Source organism: Sporosarcina sp. P26b (genome assembly GCF_002743245.1).
Classification (GTDB): domain Bacteria; phylum Bacillota; class Bacilli; order Bacillales_A; family Planococcaceae; genus Sporosarcina; species Sporosarcina ureae_C.
This window is the reverse complement of record NZ_PDYW01000037.1, coordinates 1-16,299: the sequence shown is the minus strand read 5'-3', so window position 1 is coordinate 16,299 and position 16,299 is coordinate 1. Positions and strand designations below refer to the sequence as shown.

The window sequence follows — 16,299 nt, the reverse complement described above, 5'->3', positions numbered from 1 at the left end:
TCAAATAAGGGGCCAGGTGAATGGGGAAAGTTCTTGGGTGACCCAACTCTGACTACTGCAATCCTAGATCGTCTTCTTCATCGCAGCGAAATTCTTACATTTAGTGAAGAGCAGGATAGCATTCGGATGAAATATAGAAAAACCCTTTTTACAGAATGAAGTGTTGAGTCTTAATTGATGAAAACTGTTGAAAGTTATTTATCGAAAACTGTTGAATTCTACTTGACGGTTACACTTATATCACTGCTATTCAGACCATTAGGAGTCCTTAGGCAATAGGAAGTCATAGACTACATGGCTGTTATGCAGATGCCTAGTCCACTATGTCATCACAACAGACTCACAAGCTTGGCAGAAACTTCTACAAGCCTATTATGGTTGCCCTGATTGATATAGGTGTAACATTAACCCCAGGTTAAAGTTGTAGCCACTGAGCTTATCGCATCGTTTATGATAACAATAAACTTCTTACATTACACATCTACCAATTTCCAATACTTTGTAGTGCCATTTATAATCGCTAGAGATTTCAACCATTAAGAATGGGGAATGAATATGTATCCCTATGTAGATTCCAATGGACTCCATTGTGGTCACGATAGAAGCACTAATTTAAGTTTGATTAAAACTATGGCAGGAATGATACTTATGTATTCAATTGTCTGCAACAGCCATGAAAAGAAAGGGAATCAAGTTTGCAGTTTAAATTCTCTGATTACCCTTATAGTTGACTACGCCCCAAGAGTAAATCTCACTCGTGAAGAGCTACTAGAGTTCATCGTCAATGTCATTTGCAAACAACTAAGTATCTCTGATGTTCAATTAACTTTCAACCAAAAAGGTAATAACTGGATTGCTATTGGATGATTTATTCTTTAAAGGGCTTGTATGAAGAGCTGCATACAAGCCCTTTTTGTTATACCTCCTCCATAGACCCCCCGTAACCACGATTAGATAACCTCTACAAAATGATTCTTCTACTCTAAGGTGCTATAGGCACGTTAAATGGTTCTAGGAGCATGGTACGAATATTATTTGTGACATGCTCAATATTGAAATGATAAAACTTTGCATCACACTTTATATCAGCTATGACTAAGCTCTTTCAATTAATTTGTATTACTTTATAAAGTTCTTGGGGACGTTGCGATTTTTGAATTGTTTTATCTCCCGCTTCGCTCCCGATAAATTCAATTCGAAAAACACACTTTTCGTCCGTCCCCAAACCCCTCGACGAGATAATATACTCTACCATCAAACCCTAAGACAAAATGAACCATGTGCTTATTAAGGATAGTGTCTATTTTGTCTCAAACTCTTTTAAAGTGTAAATTCTAGTCTGCTTCTTCTTTCCATTTGTATCTGTTACATAACCTTTGTAATTTATAAATTCAAACCGATATCCTTCATCTGATAATATTCTGTTAGCAACTGCAAAGTCTTTCACTACTTTTTTAGTACTAGGATTCTTCAACTTTAATTCTTCTAATACTACTTTTGCTTCTGAAGATGAATAAAATTCAACATCAACGTATTTCTTTAAAATTGATAACTTCCTTTTTCTGTCTTCTAGAAAATCATGTATATATACCTTATCTTGGTAGTTCAATAGGTTAACAATTTCTTTTAAATAACCTTGGGGCTGTTGTACATAGCGTCTATATCTTCTTAAATTAGTTGCTGATTTTATATACTTCATATTGTTTACTTTGACTTCCCCAGAAGCATCCATATAGAATATGTCGCTCATTCCTCTTCGCCTTTTAACTTTATTATCAGATTCAATAGAAGCGCCATAAAAGAGTTTTCCCGCTTCTACTCGTTCAGCTTCCATACTAGCATATCCATTTATTTGTTGATTGGTATAATTTCTGAACAACAGATTGACCTTCTCTTCTATATTACGAGACAACCTTTTTCTACCCAAGCACTGGATAAATGTATCCGTATCTAACATATCAATTATAATGTGATTAATGCTATTATCTTTGATATCGACGCCTACATCTAATACTGAAGTCGCAATTAAAAATAGAGAATCGAATGTTGAGCTATTTATAATAGTATCCACTTTACATTTATCAACAAACTCATGGTAATCACTCTGCTCTCCACAAACAAACGTTGCATACTTTTCATACTTCTTAAATATGTCATACGCCTTCCTAGCACTTTGAATAAATACCAATGTCTTACGATTGTTTTTTAGTAACCAATCCATTGCTTCACATAAATATTCATCAGACTGATATGCTGACATTTTTTGAACATAACTATAATCATGTATTAAGCTGTATCGAATTAGCTTTCTCTCTTTATAGAACTTTTCAATAAAACTTATAGTAGCTTCACCAGTTGCGCTTAAAAGCAATGTAATAGCATTAGTAGCTGATAAAACATGTGTCAATGACATATCAGTATAGTGGTTGAATTGTGAATCACCTAAAAAGTAGTGTGACTCATCACATACTACATATTTGTAAGCATTTAGCCATTCATTGTTACCACCATGTGCCTTACAAATAACCTCAATACTTTGATACATCTTCACGGTTATATTTGTAATGCCCTCTTCTTCAAGAGTAGCTTCAATTTGCTCTTTCAATTTAACCCTAGGTACTAGGTAAAGAATCAGTTCACCATTTCGTTTGGCATACTCCGCCAATGTTTCTCGTACAAAATAACTTTTACCACTCCCTGTTCCACCCGAAATGTCTACAATATCGCCCTTTTGCCACAGTTGATAACTGTCGCCAATCTCATCAGTAATTGTGTGTTTAATTTGGTTATTTAGCATAATTAAACTCCTTTTTTCTTTGAAATAAAAAAGAGTGCAAGCATTAGCTCACACTCAAATTAACTGTTTAGGCAACAATAATTCTAGAACCTTTTGATACCCCTACTATTTTTATACTTAAGTGCCAAAAACACTCCGCTTTCTAATTATCTATATATTATATTATGAAATTACACATAAATCAACAAAAATACGAACATTAGTACTCACAACACTAATAATTATTCGTTTTTATACATTAGGAATACAAAAACTGCCTATATCAAAGACACAAGTAATCTTGAGCCTATGACATAGACAGCCACTAAAATTTATAGATACTCCCTTAAATTCTTCGCTATTTTTACAACGTCCGAATCGGGATACTGTGTAGGTGTAGATTAATGTCTCCTTTAGTAGTTTATATATCCAAATTGTTCAACGGATTGTGCTTATCGTTTTGCTCTTTCAATTCATTCCCCCACATAGCAACATAACGCATTGTTACATTTATATTCTTGTGTCGCATCATCTTCTGTATTGCAAATGCAGACATGCCGCTCATTGCTAGTCTATGACAAAATGTATGTCTAAAAGTATGTGGACTCACTCGGACATCCTTAAAGTTCATATGGTTTTGTAGGTTCTTAAACACCAACATAATAGAGTTGTCTGTCATAGGGGTGTTATCACGGTTCAGAAACACATACTCGTTCTCCACACCAAAGAAGTTCTTACAAAACACCTTGTATACTGATAGTTCTTTAACTAGCTTTTCAGTTATGAATACAGTTTCATATTGACGATTCTTTCCGTGAACACTCATCGTTACATTAGGCATATCAATATCTGACCACTTGAGATTTATTGCCTCTTTACGTCTCACTCCAGTTCCTAGTAGCAGCATGATTAACAAATAGCCTCGGTAACTGAAGTAACTCTTCTCCTTGCGTCTCAAACTTCGATAGTAAGCTAACATTTGATATATTTGCTCATCAGTAAACACATCAATCTTTACATCGTCCGTCTGTAATTTAACTTTATGAGCTACGTTTTCACTAACTATTTTTTCTTCGATTAAGTAATTGAAAAATGCTCGAATTCTCATAATTTTTGTATTAATTGTACTTGGCTTATTACCTCTCTCCTGACAATCCACTAGGTAACCGCGCACATGACTTTGTGATACCTCTTCAATGTTAATGACACCACGTTCAAGGCAATAGTCGATAAACAGCCCTAGCGTCCTCTCATAGTTTCCAATGTTCACTTGCGTTGTGTTCTTAAACTTTCTGTCTGCTAAAAAATCTTGATATGCAAATTTCAAAAGCATAAAAATAACCACCTCTCCAATTTTTCTGAGAAGTGGTTATTCCTATACTAATTAATTATGAACGAGACAGCTTCACAAAACAGCATGAGTTTTCCTTACATCATGCCGCCCATTCCACCCATACCGCCCATATCAGGCATACCGCCACCTGCTGGTTCTGGTAGGTCTGCAACAACAGCTTCAGTAGTCAAGAACATAGCTGCTACAGATGCTGCGTTTTGTAGTGCGGAACGAGTTACTTTCGTTGGATCCACGATACCCGCTTCTACCATGTTAACCCATGTGCCTTCTGCTGCGTTAAAGCCTACGCCGACTTCTTCGCGCTTCAAGCGATCTACGACGATAGAACCTTCAAGGCCTGCGTTTGTTGCGATTTGACGTACTGGCTCTTCAAGTGCACGAAGTACAATTTTGATACCCGTTGCTACGTCGCCTTCAGTATCTTCAAGTAATGCTTCTACTTTCTTGTAGACGTTAACTAGTGCAGTACCGCCACCAGATACGATTCCTTCTTCAACTGCTGCACGTGTAGAGTTCAATGCGTCTTCGATACGAAGTTTACGCTCTTTCAACTCTGTTTCAGTTGCAGCTCCAACTTTGATAACTGCTACACCGCCAGCTAGTTTAGCTAAACGTTCTTGCAATTTTTCTTTGTCGAATTCAGAAGTAGTTTCTTCCAATTGTGAACGGATTTGGCCAACACGTGATTCGATAGAACCTGCGTCACCGCTACCTTCTACGATTGTTGTATTGTCTTTTGTAACTACAATCTTCGCTGCGCGTCCTAGTGATGTAAGGTCAGCAGATTTCAGATCAAGTCCTAGATCTTCTGTGATTACCTGTCCACCAGTTAGGATTGCGATGTCTTCAAGCATAGCTTTACGGCGATCACCGAAGCCAGGAGCTTTAACCGCTACCGCATTGAATGTACCGCGAAGTTTGTTAACAACTAGTGTAGCTAGAGCTTCACCTTCAACATCTTCAGCGATAATCAACAATGGCTTACCTTGCTGAACAACTTGTTCAAGCACAGGAAGGATTTCCTGGATGTTATTAATTTTCTTATCTGTAATCAAGACGTATGGATTATCAAGCACTGCTTCCATTTTGTCTGTATCTGTTGCCATATAAGCAGATGCGTAGCCACGGTCGAATTGCATACCTTCTACTACATCCAGCTCTGTTACGAAGCCTTTGGATTCTTCGATTGTGATAACACCATCGTTACCCACACGCTCCATTGCTTGTGAAATCAACTCACCGACTTCTTCATCTCCAGAAGAGATAGCCGCAACTTGTGCGATTTCTTGTCTAGTTTCGATTTCATCGGAAACACTTTGAAGGCCTTCAACTGCTGCGATTACCGCTTTTTCGATTCCTTTACGGATACCGACTGGGTTTGCGCCAGCTGTTACGTTCTTCAAACCTTCACGGATCATTGCTTGTGCAAGGACTGTTGCTGTTGTTGTTCCGTCGCCTGCGATGTCATTTGTTTTAGATGCAACTTCTGCTACTAGCTTTGCGCCCATGTTTTCGAATGCATTTTCAAGCTCAATTTCTTTTGCAATTGTTACACCATCATTTGTAATCAGTGGTGAACCGAATTTGCGCTCAAGTACGACGTTACGACCCTTTGGCCCAAGTGTTACTTTTACAGCGTCTGCTAGTGTATCTACACCGCGGAGCATTGCGGAACGTGCATCTTCGTTAAATTTAAGTTCTTTAGCCATTGTATTTGATACCCTCCAGAATTTTCTATTTGTCTACTACGTTTACGTTTTAATTAATTAGCCAATAATTGCAAGAATATCGCTTTCACGAAGGATCAAGTATTCAGTACCTTCATACTTCACTTCAGTGCCTGCGTATTTAGAGAAGATGATGCGGTCGCCTTCAGTTACTTCAAGCTCGACACGCTGTCCGTTCTCAAGAACACGGCCTGTACCAGCAGCGATTACTTTACCTTCTTGTGGCTTTTCTTGTGCAGAGTCCGGTAGAACAATACCGCTTGATGTTTTTTCTTCTGCTTCGATTAATTCGATAATGATACGGTCACCTAGTGGTTTCAACAAATGAAACAACCTCCTCGAGATAATGGGTAGTTTTTATTTTTCTTAGCACTCACTTACAACGAGTGCTAACACAACTCTTATATTAAAGAATTTCACACATAATTGCAAGTAAAAGCGTTCGACATTTTCTTCTTTTGCCAAACGTCTTTTTTCGCGTTAAACTATTCATCATGTATGGAAGAAAGGTTGTGCACCGTGAAAAACTGGATAGTTGCTCTGATGATCTTCGTCTCATATGTGTTGCTGCAGATCGGCAGCATTTTTCTTGCCCCTGAATTAATTGTTTACTTCACTGGCAAAAACTTGTCCAAAGCAGAAGCTTTGTCGCAAGGATTCGCATGGACGTTATTTATCACGCAAGGTATCGCTGCACTCATAGTTGCTGCGATTCTATTACGAAATAAAAAGTTCTTACCCGTGTTTAAAGGAAAGCCATCCGGTTTCGGAAACGTCCTGCTATGGGGAATACTTGGTTTCTTCCTCGCGATGGCTGGACAGATTATTGGTGCTGCGATTGAGTCCATGTTCGGTGTAACTGCAGGCTCCGAGAATACGGAGTTACTGTCGAACATCGCAAAGACAGCGCCAATCATCATCTTTGCCATGGTGTTGTTTGCACCGTTTCTTGAAGAAGTCGTGTTCCGTCGGATTATCTTCGGTGGCTTGTACAACAAGACAAACTTCTGGGTCGCTGCGATTGTCAGCGCCATCGTCTTCGCTGCTGTACATAATGAGCTACAGCATTTGTTGATGTACTTGATGCCGGGTCTTGCGTTCGCATTCGTCTACTATAAGACTAAGCGACTGCTAACCCCGATGATTGCCCATTTCCTGATGAACAGTTTCGTCACTGTCGTGCAATGGAATGCGGATAAGCTGCAACAATTACAAGATATGCAGCAGGGTATCATATTATTCCTGCAATAAAAAAATCTCCCCGACAATGGGGAGATTTTTTACTGTGGGTATGTTGAGAATTCGGTGAGTGTGAAGGCACCGTTAATCTGCGCTCCAGGCGGACGCGTTCCGCGGGCACGGCTTCAATCTCCTCGTCACTACGTTCCTGCGGGGCTTTCAGCTCGCGCTATTCCCGCTGGAGTCGCCGCCTTCCACTCCGATCAACTAGCATCTTTTCTAATTATAGTAAGTGAGAAAATCATCCTATACTCACAATCCCAAAACCGTAAACCAAGTGCACACTTACTACTTCTTACTGCGCCGCCATAACCTGAACCATCTTATCAATATCAGGCCTAGCTGTTCCTTTAACATTCTCTGTCAAAATACTGAAGATCAACTCTTGTCCACCCTTCGTCTTTACATAGCCAGACAATGAATCTGTGCCATTCAGAGAGCCTGTCTTCGCGTATACTTTGCCCTTGACTACAGGGCTTGTCAGACGGTTGCGCAACGTTCCTCCAAGCATGCGATCATTGACGCCAGCAATGGGCAGTGAACGCTCAAATGCCGTATACCAATCTTTGGACTGAGCTGCATATAATACTTCCGCAATCTTCTCGGATGGAATTTTATTCTTATGAGACATACCTGAACCGTCCTCTAGATAAATTCCCTTTGTACTAATACCATCCTTTTCTAACGTTTCCCTAACAACACGCAAGCCGGCATTCCAACTCCCGTCATTATATACTGCGCGACCCATGGATTTTGCCAAGATTTCCGCATGGGAGTTGTTGCTGTATTTCATAAATGGCATCATTAAATAAAACAGTGACATCGATTCTTTCTTTGCAAGTAATTCTGCGTTTGCAGGTGTCTTGCCACGTGTGACACGTGCTGTTGGCTGAAGCTTGATGCCTTCTTTGGCCAGTGCGCGTTTGAAAACGTCTGCTGTATAGGCGGTCGGATTCGATACCGTTACCCATTGACGCTTACCATTTGAGTTAAGTGGTACGTTTCCTGAAACAATGATCGTATTCGTACCTTGTTGACGACTCATTGTTACCGTGTTGCGTTGATTTTTCGGTACTGTCCGTGTGCGGTTGACTACTTTTACGATGTCCGTATGTGGAGTCAATGTGACCGCTCCCGCTTTACCATTTCTTGTCGGCTTCGCTTCAACAATTGTCGTACCTGCATCGTAATCTTTATTTGGTGAAATCGTCAGTGCCGAAATTTGTGCTGCATAGTAATACGTTTCATCTGATTTATAAATACCTGGTGATAGACGCTGCGTGTCAAACCACGTATCGTCCGCCACAATATGTCCGGTTACTGTATGAATTCCTGATTCCCGCATTTGTCTTGCTAGACGGAGTAAATCAGATTCTAGTAATGTCGGATCTCCTGTCCCGCGTAAATAAAGATGACCGTCAAGAACACCGTTTTTTATCGTGCCGTTCGTCAAGACATCTGTGTCGAATGTATAGTCTTTACCGAGCACTTCAAGAGCCGCTGTACTTGTTAACACTTTAACATTCGAGGCAGGTGTAACTCCTTGATTGCCACGATATTGATAGATAATACGATTCGTATTTGCTTCACGTACGACGACACTGCTTCGTGTACCACGCATACGTTGACTAGTAATAACTTGATTGATACCGACTTCCATCGCTTTATAAGACTGCTGTGCAGCAGCAACTTGAACGCCTGCAACAGGAGTCGTAACACTCGCCATAAGCAACATTGCACCTAACAACCACTTGCTCCATCTGTTTGGAGTCTTTTTGCTGTTCACTAGATTTCATTTCCCCCTACTCATTCTATTCTTAGATAGTTTACCATAGGGCTACTGGTAAATGAACCCATCTCCGACCTTTATTATGTAAACGTAAAAATCCTCCTGCGTGAGCAAGAGGATTTGTGTGGTTTAGTTATCATCTGTTTTATTCAGCACTTCGTCAATTTGACGCTGTTGCTCTGCCTTCACTTCTTCCATCTGGCGCAGTCGTTCGGACTTCTCAAACTTCCTGTAGCCTAGACGTGAAATCACGATACTGATCTCATATAAGATGAATAGCGGAACCGTGGTGAATAAATGCGATACAATGTCCGGTGGTGTAATGAACGCAGCAAGTACGAATAGAACAAAGTACGCAACCTTCCGTATTTTAACAAGTACTTTAGGTTGCAACACACCGAGACGGGATAAAAACAATATGACGATCGGTAATTGAAAGACAAAACCAAACGGCAATAGTAGTGAGAATAAAAAAGAAAAATACTCATTGATACCGATTGTCTGCTCAATGTTCAATTGACCTGACAGATTAATCATGAATTTCATCACGTACGGTAGCAATACAAAGTAAGAGAAACTAATTCCTGCTAAAAACAGGAGAAAAGCAAACGGTATATACGATAGCGTGACACGTCGTTCTAAGTCACGAAGACCTGGTGAAATAAAGGCCCAAAATTGATACATGATGACCGGTGAAATAATAACAATCGCAAGAAATACTATAACCTTCAAATAGATCACGACTGGATCTACGACGTTAAATGCATTTAATGTGACTTGTTCAGCCGGTGTATCGAATTGTATAAAATTGATCAGCGGCTTCGCTAAGAAGAAACTGCCAATTGCCCCAACAATAAAGAAAACGACGATTACCATCAGCCGTTTTCGAACTTCATCTATATGTTCAATGATTGTTAAGTCTTTATCTGCCATCAGAATAACACCCTAACTCAGCGCACTTCTTCTTTCTTGTCTTCAACCTTTTTTACGTCATCTTCGTCGTCTGTAAGGCCTTTAGTTGCGTTTTTGAACTCGCGCAATGAAGAACCGAACGCTTTACCGATTTCAGGTAATTTCTTAGGACCAAATATAAGCAATGCAATCACAGCGATAATCAGTAAACTTCCGATACCTGGAGCCATGTTGGCCACCTCCTCATAATATGTCTATTCTACATGAAAACCTATGATTTTACTATCACAGTGTTATGTAATTTGTGAATCTTTTACGTCTGTTTTAATGAGATAAATCAATGTTTGCAACTCTACGGACAAGTCAATGGTCTGGATGCGGATTGTATCTGGTACCGCTAAACGTTCAGGTGTGAAATTTAAAATCCCCTTCACGCCTGTTGTAGCAAGACGGTCTGTCAATTCCTGTGCAACGCGTGATGGAACAGTCAATATCACCATTTCAATGCCCAGTTCTTTAATTTTCTCCTCGATACGATCAGGCGGATAGATAGGAATATCGTTCTTCAATTCTCCATCATGCGGTGCTTTCGGATCGAACGCCACGACAATTTTCGTGTTATGGATCTTCTGAAAATTATATTTCAAGAATGCATTACCGAGACTACCTACCCCGATTAAAGCAACTTTGGTTTCTTCATCCTGATCAAGGGTTTCACGGAAGAACTGCAATAAGGAATCAACGTCGTAGCCGTATCCTTTACGTCCAAGCGCTCCGAAATGGGAAAAGTCTCTTCTAATCGTCGCCGCATCAATTTTCATCGCTTCACTTAATTCTCCCGATGATATGCGTTGTACGCCTTTGTCTGCATAATTTCTCAAAAATCTATAATATAGAGGCAATCGTTTAGATGTTGCCTGTGGAATTCTAGGTTTACTCACGCTGTGCCGAACCTCCATTGTTACTTCAATGACCAACCCATGAACAAAGGTATAGCCGCTTTTATCGTACAGCACAACGAGATTATTGTAAAGCCGATTATTGCATGGTGCGCTCCGTTCCATTAAACTGATAAGGAATAGAGGTGTGGGACTTGATTATTTTACAAGTGAATGGACTGACCAAGTCTTTTTCAGGTACGAATCTACTGGAGAATGTCCGTCTCGAAGTACAACATCGGGATCGTGTCGCACTCGTCGGACGAAATGGTGCCGGAAAATCGACATTATTAAAAATAATAGCAGGTGAACTATCCGCGGATGAAGGCGATATTATGATTCCAAAGGATATACGCATGGGCTATCTTGAACAGCATAGCGGGCTGGATTCGGAGCTAACGATTTGGGATGAAGTGATGACAGTATTTGCACCACTTCGTGAAAAAGAAAGTCGTTTGCGTACGTTAGAACATGAAATGGCGAATCCTGCAGTGTATGAGGATACCGATCGTTACGCACGCGTAATGACCGAGTATGATGAGCTTCAAATCGCTTTTAAAGAAGCGGGAGGTTATCAGTTTGAAGCCGATGCCCGTTCTGTTCTTCACGGCATGCGCTTTTATCCCGACGATTTCGAGAAGCCGGTGCACTTACTGTCAGGCGGTCAAAAAACGCGTCTTGCACTTGCACGCATGCTGCTGAGCAAGCCGGACCTGTTGATACTCGATGAACCGACGAACCACTTGGACATCGAGACACTGAACTGGCTGGAACGTTACTTGTCGGGCTATGAAGGTGCCATTTTAATTGTTTCTCATGATAGGTACTTCCTCGATAAAGTAGTTACAACCGTATATGAAGTATCACGACGAAAAGTTTCAAAGTACAGCGGAAATTACAGTTCATACCTAGATGAGAAAGCAAAGAACTATGAACGTGATCAGAAGTTGTTTGTTCAGGAAAAGGATGAACGTGCGAAACTCGAAGAATTTATTCAAAAGAATATTGCGCGTGCATCCACTTCCAAAATGGCGAAGAGTCGACGCAAACAACTTGAGCGCCGCGAATGGATGGACTCTCCTGACGGTGACGAGAAATCCGCCAACTTCTCCTTCTCGCTCGATCGACCAAGCGGTAACGATGTACTATCGCTAGACGATGTGAAAATTGGCTATGACGAAGTGCCTGTATCAAAGCATATTAATCTGCGAATTTATAAGGGAGACCGCGTGGCATTCGTCGGACCGAACGGTGTAGGCAAGTCAACTTTACTCAAAACTATAGTAAAGCGCAACGAACTGCTAGGTGGAGAAATCCGCTATGGTACGAACGTCCAATTTGGTTACTATGATCAAAACCAAGCAACACTCATCGGTTCTGGCACCGTTTTGCAAGAAATCTGGGATGACTGGCCTTTGATGAATGAAAAAGATGTACGCTCATTACTTGGACGATTCCTGTTCACAGGCGACGATATAGAAAAACTCGTCACGTCGCTATCAGGCGGAGAGAAAGCTCGTCTTTCATTGGCACAACTAATGTTAGAGAAGTCCAACACGTTAATCTTGGACGAGCCGACAAACCATCTAGATCTCGACAGTAAAGAGATTCTAGAAAATGCGCTTGACGACTTTCCAGGAACCATTCTGTTCGTGTCACATGACAGGTATTTCATCAATCGACTCGCAACCAAAGTCATCGAAATGAGTGATGACGGTGCAGTTGAATACCTAGGTGACTATGATTACTACATTGAGAAGAAAACAGAAACAGAGGAAATTTTAGCAGCTACACAACTTGAACAGCGCGCCAAAGAACCCATCATCAAAAAAGAAGTGGCTAACAAAGAAAACCAACGTCACGAGCGTAAACTAACTAGGGCAATCACGGACATAGAGAAAAAACTCGAAGCTCTCGATGTAGAGATCGAGACATTACAATTGAAATTACTAGAACCCGAACTAGCGAACGACCATATCGAACTTATGGACATTCAACGTCAAATCGATGAAACTCAAGCTATACATGACGAACAATCAGAAGAGTGGCTAATGCTTCAAGATGAACTAGAAAATCTATAATTACGAAACGGACTTTCAATTGAAAGTTCGTTTTTTATTTTGGATTGGATATGTACAAAAATTACGTATCTCGTCTATGCGATTACAACCCACTCCTGACACAACGAATACAATGAATTGGCGAAAAACTCCTCAACTTCATTCGACATATCGCGACATAATCCATCGTATTCTATCAATCATTCGCCTTTTTCAACTTTTAACTAGAAAAAGTTTCTCAAAATCAAATTTATTTCTCCACAACCTTTTCCACAGAGAAAATCCCCATTTGAACACATATGAACATAGTTATCCACGTTGTCCACATTTAATTGTTTAATAATCCACATAGTTATCCTATATGTATACGCTTACCATTCACATGTTACATATGTTACCCACAATCTATCCACAAATTGTGCATAAGTACGAATGTTCTCTATTGACAAATGAATATTCGTCTAACAAAAAAACACACAATTTGCTGAAAGTTAGCAAACTGTGTGCATCTTATTTAATTCCATGATTTTAATGGCATTCCAGGTCGACCATTCATACTAGAATCACTTCGAACGCCACTTTTCCACATCTCATAACCAGCTGCCGCAATCATCGCAGCATTATCTGTGCATAAGGAAATGGGTGGTACATAAAAAGGAATCTCCTCTTGTTCAAGCGCTGCAGTCAATGATTTTCGCAATCCTTGATTGGCTGCAACTCCACCTGCCGCAATCACTTGCTTCACACCATATTCTTTTGCCGCTTTCACCGTTTTGACCGTCAGTACATCCACGACACTCTGCTGAAATCCAGCAGCAACATGATCGTGATTGATCTTCCCGCCTTTTTGCTCAATATTATGCTTATAATTGATAACCGCGGATTTCAATCCACTAAAACTAAAATCATACGATTCCTTTTCTAACCAAGCACGAGGAAAATCGATACTTTCATCGCTAGCCAACGCTAAACGATCCACTTGAGGACCTCCTGGATAAGGCAAACCAAGGACACGAGCCACTTTGTCATACGCCTCACCTGCCGCATCATCACGCGTTTCACCGATCAATTCAAATGAACCATGTGACTTCATAACAACGAGCTCTGTATGACCACCTGAGACGATCAGCGCCAATAGCGGAAACTCCATCTCATGCATTAACTGATTGGCGTATACATGTCCTGCAATATGGTGCACACCTATCAGTGGTAATTGGTTTGCAAATGCAAAAGCCTTTGCAGCATTGATACCAATCAACAAAGCTCCTACTAATCCAGGTCCCTCGGTTACAGCAATTGCTTCCAAATCACTTGGTACTAATTTTGCTTCTTTTAATGCTTCCTCTATCACCAGTGTAATTTGTTCGACATGCAGACGGGAAGCGATTTCTGGCACCACACCGCCGAATTGCTTCTGCTGCTGAATTTGTGACGATACAATCGAAGAAACAATTTCCGTTCCGTTTTTCACTACAGAGGCTGCAGTTTCATCACAGCTTGTTTCAATACCTAAAATATAATGATCTTTATTCATTAGAATTCCACCCACATGACGAGCCCATCTTCATGGTCGTCTGTATAATAGTTTTTCCTGATTCCGCCTTCTTGAAAACCTAGCTTACGATACAACGTCCGTGCCGGTTCATTACTTACACGTACTTCAAGCGTCATAGTCTTTACTTCATTCAAGCGGCATAACTCCATAGCCTGACGCATCAGGTCTTCTCCATACCCTTTTCCACGATAAGCTGATAGTACAGCGACATTGGTAATATGACATTCATCTAGAACGATCCACATACCGCAGTGCCCAATTACTTCCCCATCTAATTCCGCTACAATATAATGAGCATACGCATTACCGGTCAATTCATGCTCAAAAATCTCTTCGGTCCAAGGCGTCGCAAATGATTCGAGCTCTATAGCTGCAACCGCCGCAATGTCATCATGTGTCATCTTCCGAAATAACACTTCATTACTCATGAGAAGGCACCTTCTTCTCCAAATTCGCTTCCGCTTCCGTAATACGCTTATACTGTGGCGTAAACGTATGCACCGTTTCCGGTTCATCCGCACGTTGCGCCAATAAAACAACAGAAGAAGCGCGCGGTACATTTAAAGCGAATGAAGCTAGATGCGCTAGCCCACCAAGTCGTTCACGAATGACCGCTTCATGCAGCTTCACATCTTCTCCAACGAATAAGACTGGTTCATTATACTCCTGTAACTTCTCCAGTAACTCTACAAGTGCACAGTGCTGATCTTCAAGTACATTGACCAATCCTTCACCTTCTGCACGATAGACTCCTGCATAGACGTTAGATCTTCTGGCATCAATTAAAGAACAAACAAGGCCATTAAATAGTTGTCCATTCATTGCTAGGGCCTTCAGGCTCGATACACCGTAAAGCGGCTTGTCTAGCGTCCATGCAAGTGTTTTCGCGATTGTCACGCCAATGCGGACTCCCGTATACGACCCTGGACCTTCAGAGACTGCAATTGCATCAATTTCAGACGGTGTAATATCTGCTTTGCGACATGCTTCCTCTACCGCTGGCATCGCACGTAGCGAATGATTAATCTTCATCATGCTCGACTCTTCAATAAGTAACACGTTATCTTTAACAATTGCTACTGACAGAGGTGAGTTTGCTGTATCTATACCTAACCATATCATGTAAAAATCTCCTCACAAATACGTGTAAATCGTTCACCTTTTGGCGTGCATTCAACTTCACGAGAATAGGTTCCCGTATGGCGGATGATTAATTCCAAACGATCTTCGGGCAACTCTTCTTGAATAAATTGCGCCCATTCCACTACAGAAATGGCATCCCCATAAAACAGTTCGTCCCATCCCAAGTCTTCTTCACTGTTGGCTAATCGATATACATCCAAATGATTGAAAGGATAATCCCCTTCATACTGCTTGATAATCGTAAAAGTGGGACTGCTGACTGTCCGTGTGATTCCGATCGATTTCGCAAGTGCTTTTGTGAACGTCGTCTTCCCTGCTCCGAGATCGCCTTCAAGCGTCAACACATCAGGAGGTCTAAGATACTTGCCAATCTCGGCAGCGAGCTTCTCCATCTCTTCTACTGACTTGATTTCTTTCTTCCACACAGCCAACTCACCCTTCTCTTCTTATCATAGTACTAGTGTACAGAAAAACTCTTCAAAACAAAAGCCAAGAAGACGGCCATGTTTATTCATATTAAAAAAACGATCACACCCGTTAAGGTGAAATCGTTTTGGAATGTTAAAATATGGCGGTCCCGACGGGAATCGAACCCGCGATCTCCTGCGTGACAGGCAGGCATGTTAACCGCTACACCACGGGACCACTTGAAATTTACAAAAAAAAATTAAAGCCTAGCAACGTCCTACTCTCACAGGGGGAAACCCCCAACTACCATCGGCGCTGAAGAGCTTAACTTCCGTGTTCGGTATGGGAACGGGTGTGACCTCTTCGCCATCGTTACTAGACTCTTTGAGTAAAGCTTG

General features: G+C 41.0%; 15 protein-coding genes, 1 tRNA gene and 1 rRNA gene. 3 read left to right on the top strand and 14 right to left on the bottom strand.

Annotation, left to right across the window (positions count from 1 at the left end):
- On the top strand, positions 1-159 hold a 159-nt coding region (locus tag CSV69_RS15715), incomplete at its 5' end, for an ATP-binding protein (RefSeq protein WP_158232705.1).
- A 1,141-nt stretch (positions 160-1,300) separates the two neighbouring features.
- Here CSV69_RS15715 and CSV69_RS15705 read toward each other — a convergent pair.
- The 4 genes from CSV69_RS15705 to groES all read right to left on the bottom strand — a co-directional run bounded on the left by CSV69_RS15705 (position 1,301) and on the right by groES (position 6,181).
- Positions 1,301-2,797, bottom strand: coding sequence for a DEAD/DEAH box helicase (locus CSV69_RS15705; RefSeq protein ID WP_099693920.1), 1,497 nt, complete (start codon positions 2,795-2,797; stop codon positions 1,301-1,303).
- A 400-nt stretch (positions 2,798-3,197) separates the two neighbouring features.
- A complete protein-coding gene (locus tag CSV69_RS15700; RefSeq protein ID WP_099693919.1) occupies positions 3,198-4,109 on the bottom strand; it encodes a tyrosine-type recombinase/integrase in 912 nt (303 codons plus the stop codon).
- Positions 4,110-4,204: 95 nt separating this feature from the next.
- Positions 4,205-5,839: a chaperonin GroEL gene (groL, locus tag CSV69_RS15695; protein ID WP_099693918.1), complete on the bottom strand. Its 1,635-nt coding sequence runs from the start codon at positions 5,837-5,839 to the stop codon at positions 4,205-4,207.
- Between the two features lie 57 nt (positions 5,840-5,896).
- Positions 5,897-6,181 carry a co-chaperone GroES gene (gene groES / locus CSV69_RS15690; RefSeq protein WP_085427334.1) on the bottom strand — a complete coding sequence of 95 codons (285 nt, stop codon included), beginning with the start codon at positions 6,179-6,181 and terminating at the stop codon, positions 5,897-5,899.
- 195 nt (positions 6,182-6,376) lie between these two features.
- Between groES and CSV69_RS15685 the strand changes: the two genes are divergently transcribed.
- On the top strand, positions 6,377-7,108 hold the full coding sequence (locus CSV69_RS15685) for a CPBP family intramembrane glutamic endopeptidase (RefSeq protein WP_233192411.1): 732 nt from the start codon (positions 6,377-6,379) through the stop codon (positions 7,106-7,108).
- A 283-nt stretch (positions 7,109-7,391) separates the two neighbouring features.
- Here CSV69_RS15685 and dacB read toward each other — a convergent pair whose 3' ends face one another.
- From dacB to CSV69_RS15665, 4 genes are all read right to left on the bottom strand, one after another.
- Positions 7,392-8,882 (bottom strand): D-alanyl-D-alanine carboxypeptidase/D-alanyl-D-alanine endopeptidase, encoded by a 1,491-nt coding sequence (gene dacB, locus CSV69_RS15680; protein ID WP_085427336.1) that lies wholly within the window; start codon positions 8,880-8,882, stop codon positions 7,392-7,394.
- Positions 8,883-9,014: 132 nt separating this feature from the next.
- A complete protein-coding gene (gene tatC, locus CSV69_RS15675; protein WP_099626011.1) occupies positions 9,015-9,818 on the bottom strand; it encodes a twin-arginine translocase subunit TatC in 804 nt (267 codons plus the stop codon).
- A gap of 17 nt (positions 9,819-9,835) precedes the next feature.
- Positions 9,836-10,027 (bottom strand): twin-arginine translocase TatA/TatE family subunit, encoded by a 192-nt coding sequence (locus CSV69_RS15670; RefSeq protein ID WP_029055052.1) that lies wholly within the window; start codon positions 10,025-10,027, stop codon positions 9,836-9,838.
- 63 nt (positions 10,028-10,090) lie between these two features.
- On the bottom strand, positions 10,091-10,756 hold the full coding sequence (locus tag CSV69_RS15665; RefSeq protein WP_085429019.1) for a redox-sensing transcriptional repressor Rex: 666 nt from the start codon (positions 10,754-10,756) through the stop codon (positions 10,091-10,093).
- A gap of 134 nt (positions 10,757-10,890) precedes the next feature.
- Here CSV69_RS15665 and CSV69_RS15660 point away from each other — a divergent pair, with 134 nt between their 5' ends.
- A complete protein-coding gene (locus CSV69_RS15660; RefSeq protein ID WP_099693916.1) occupies positions 10,891-12,816 on the top strand; it encodes an ABC-F family ATP-binding cassette domain-containing protein in 1,926 nt (641 codons plus the stop codon).
- 493 nt (positions 12,817-13,309) lie between these two features.
- Here CSV69_RS15660 and tsaD read toward each other — a convergent pair whose 3' ends face one another.
- From tsaD to rrf, 6 genes are all read right to left on the bottom strand, one after another.
- A complete protein-coding gene (gene tsaD, locus CSV69_RS15655) occupies positions 13,310-14,329 on the bottom strand; it encodes a tRNA (adenosine(37)-N6)-threonylcarbamoyltransferase complex transferase subunit TsaD (RefSeq protein ID WP_085427339.1) in 1,020 nt (339 codons plus the stop codon).
- Entirely contained in the window at positions 14,329-14,778 is a 450-nt protein-coding gene (gene rimI, locus CSV69_RS15650; RefSeq protein ID WP_085427340.1) for a ribosomal protein S18-alanine N-acetyltransferase, read from the bottom strand. The genes tsaD and rimI overlap by 1 nt, the downstream gene beginning before the upstream one ends.
- On the bottom strand, positions 14,771-15,472 hold the full coding sequence (gene tsaB / locus CSV69_RS15645) for a tRNA (adenosine(37)-N6)-threonylcarbamoyltransferase complex dimerization subunit type 1 TsaB (RefSeq protein ID WP_085427341.1): 702 nt from the start codon (positions 15,470-15,472) through the stop codon (positions 14,771-14,773). Before tsaB ends, rimI begins: the two co-directional genes overlap by 8 nt.
- Complete coding sequence (gene tsaE / locus CSV69_RS15640; protein WP_198166241.1) at positions 15,469-15,918, bottom strand: tRNA (adenosine(37)-N6)-threonylcarbamoyltransferase complex ATPase subunit type 1 TsaE; 450 nt, start codon at positions 15,916-15,918, stop codon at positions 15,469-15,471. The genes tsaB and tsaE overlap by 4 nt, the downstream gene beginning before the upstream one ends.
- 144 nt (positions 15,919-16,062) lie before the next feature.
- Positions 16,063-16,138 (bottom strand) — tRNA-Asp (locus CSV69_RS15635).
- Between the two features lie 27 nt (positions 16,139-16,165).
- Positions 16,166-16,281, bottom strand: a 5S ribosomal RNA gene (gene rrf / locus CSV69_RS15630).
- Positions 16,282-16,299: the final 18 nt, after the last annotated feature.

Coding starts and splice junctions, on each gene's coding strand:
- tsaB (WP_085427341.1), bottom strand. CDS start 15,472: ATGATATGGTTAGGTATAGATACAGCAAACTCACCTCTGTCAGTAGCA.
- tatC (WP_099626011.1), bottom strand. CDS start 9,818: ATGGCAGATAAAGACTTAACAATCATTGAACATATAGATGAAGTTCGA.
- CSV69_RS15670 (WP_029055052.1), bottom strand. CDS start 10,027: ATGGCTCCAGGTATCGGAAGTTTACTGATTATCGCTGTGATTGCATTG.
- CSV69_RS15665 (WP_085429019.1), bottom strand. CDS start 10,756: ATGGAGGTTCGGCACAGCGTGAGTAAACCTAGAATTCCACAGGCAACA.
- CSV69_RS15700 (WP_099693919.1), bottom strand. CDS start 4,109: ATGCTTTTGAAATTTGCATATCAAGATTTTTTAGCAGACAGAAAGTTT.
- rimI (WP_085427340.1), bottom strand. CDS start 14,778: ATGAGTAATGAAGTGTTATTTCGGAAGATGACACATGATGACATTGCG.
- CSV69_RS15705 (WP_099693920.1), bottom strand. CDS start 2,797: ATGCTAAATAACCAAATTAAACACACAATTACTGATGAGATTGGCGAC.
- tsaD (WP_085427339.1), bottom strand. CDS start 14,329: ATGAATAAAGATCATTATATTTTAGGTATTGAAACAAGCTGTGATGAA.
- groL (WP_099693918.1), bottom strand. CDS start 5,839: ATGGCTAAAGAACTTAAATTTAACGAAGATGCACGTTCCGCAATGCTC.